Origin of the sequence: Thermosediminibacter litoriperuensis, assembly GCF_008124715.1 — a bacterium.
Classification (GTDB): domain Bacteria; phylum Bacillota; class Thermosediminibacteria; order Thermosediminibacterales; family Thermosediminibacteraceae; genus Thermosediminibacter; species Thermosediminibacter litoriperuensis.
Window position 1 is genome coordinate 1 of record NZ_VNHO01000059.1, and the last position, 2,091, is coordinate 2,091.

1 tRNA gene and 2 pseudogenes are annotated in these 2,091 nt (G+C 43.0%); 2 read left to right on the forward strand and 1 reads right to left on the reverse strand.

The window, feature by feature from the left end:
- The first annotated feature begins 51 nt into the window (after window positions 1–51).
- Window positions 52–1,277, forward strand: a pseudogene (locus LZ11_RS12160) (IS110 family RNA-guided transposase).
- Between the two features lie 204 nt (window positions 1,278–1,481).
- On the opposite strand, the gene LZ11_RS12165 reads toward LZ11_RS12160, so the two are convergent.
- Window positions 1,482–1,569 (reverse strand) — tRNA-Leu (locus LZ11_RS12165).
- A 148-nt stretch (window positions 1,570–1,717) separates the two neighbouring features.
- Between LZ11_RS12165 and LZ11_RS12170 the strand changes: the two are divergent.
- Window positions 1,718–2,091, forward strand: a pseudogene (locus LZ11_RS12170) (hypothetical protein); the annotation flags it as partial.

Consider the following 2,091-nt stretch of genomic DNA (forward strand, 5'->3'; position numbering starts at 1 on the left):
TAGGGGATTGCGGGAACCCTGCCTAATTTCAATGAAAGCGAGGATGTAAATATGATCTATGGCGGTATTGATGTGGCTAAACATAGTCACGAAGTTTGCCTCGTAAACGACTCCGGTGATATAGTCTTAAAGATGCATCTAGATAATAACCATAAAGGGATGAATAAGCTTTTGCAGGCATTGGAAAGACTCGGTTTAAAGCCTGATGACGTAAAGTTCTGCTTAGAGGCTACCGGCCATTACTGGCTCCCTATCTACTGCTACCTCACTAACCAGGGATTTGAACTTCATGTCATCAATCCCATTCAGTCGGATGCTTTGCGGAATCTCTATGTGCGTAAAACTAAAACCGACCAAAAAGATGCTCTGCTCCTTGCTGACTTGCTGCGATTGGGAAGAGCCCCTGAAACCAGGCTTCCTTCTGAAACGACCCTCAAATTGCAGTCGCTCTCACGACTCCGTTTTGAGTTCGTTCGCCAGGTCGGTGGCCTTAAGAACAGGGTGACTTAGTATTTTGGATAGGATTTTCCCCGAATACCCAGACTGCTTCTCCGATGTGTTTATCCGGACTTCAAGGGAGCTGCTTAAATCTTACCCGGAGCCGGAAGATTTGGCCGAAGTGGACCTTTCAGAGTTATCTGCTTTCCTTAAAGAACATTCCCGCGGCCGGTTCGGTGAAGAAAGAGCTAAAAAGATTCAATCTCTGGCTAAAGGAACCTTCGGCATTACCCTTGCTCTAGACGCTTTCACCCTTCAGCTGCGTTTGCTGGTTGAGCAAATTGAATTTATTGAAGAACAGATAAAGGTTATCGAAGATGCAATTAACGAGGTTATGGAGGAGCTTCGTCCCAGTAAGGATACCCCCTATCGCCATGTAATTGAAACTATTCCAGGCATTGGCCCTGTCCTGGCTGCCGCAATTATCGGTGAGATAGGTGATATTTCTCGTTTCCCTAACCCCCGTGCTCTCGTAGCCTATGCCGGTTTAGATGCTACAGTCAGGGCTTCAGGATTGTTTGAGGGTACTCGTAACCGTATGTCTAAACGCGGTTCCCCTGGTTTAAGAAAACAGCCTGTGGTTAGCCGCTGTTTCAGCCCGTCGCTTTAACCCGGAGTTAAGGTCTTATTACGAGCTAAAACGCAGCCAGGGAAAACACTCGAATGTTGCTACAGGAGCCGTTGCAAGAAAACTTGTTCACCTGATCTACTCTCTCTGGAAGGATAACCGGCCGTATGACCCGGACTATCAATGGTCTCCTCCCAGCAAAAATGCGTGAACAGAATTTCTAAATGATTGTCAAGAAATTTTTGCTCTAGCCTATTGACTTTTCATAGCACGTCTTTTCTGTATATTATATTGCTACTTATCTACAAAAATATATCCGGCAGTTATTAGAAAAATAAAAAAGAGCCGCTTTGGCTCTTTTTTCCGCGTATATAAATTAAAGGCTCCTTTTTCCCCCAGGAGCCTAGTTTCATCATGGTGCCGAAGGTGGGATTCGAACCCACACGTGCGTTTCGCACACTACACCCTGAATGTAGCGCGTCTGCCAATTCCACCACTTCGGCACGAACTGCACTATTATATTAACATATTCTCTTGAATAATTCAAGAGCTTTTTGTTTTAAGGCCATTTATCTTTCGTGTGCGATGAACATTTTTGTTGTTATGTTCATATTATACAGTAGAAAAACAAAAAAGGGGGAGTGTCAAGATATGACTAAAGCTGAACTGTTAAAAAAGCTAATCGAAAAATTTGAACAAATGGAATTCGATGAAGACATTGAGAATATATATCAATTTCTTGACGGATTCCTGAGCGAGCTGGAATCCGCCGAAGGCGCTGAAATTTCTACCTTCGATTTAACAGTACTCGCCCTGCTCTTAAATAAAAAGTTCGGCCTGAAGGAAATAAAGAAGGAGATTAAAGATATAGAGAAAAAGCTGGACGACAAAGACTTCGGCTTAGAAGAAATAAAGAAAGAAATAAAGGAAATAGAGAAAAAACTCGACGATGATAAATTCGGCCTGAAAGAAATTAAGAAAGAGATTAAAGACATCGAAGATAAACTGGACAACAAGGATTTCGG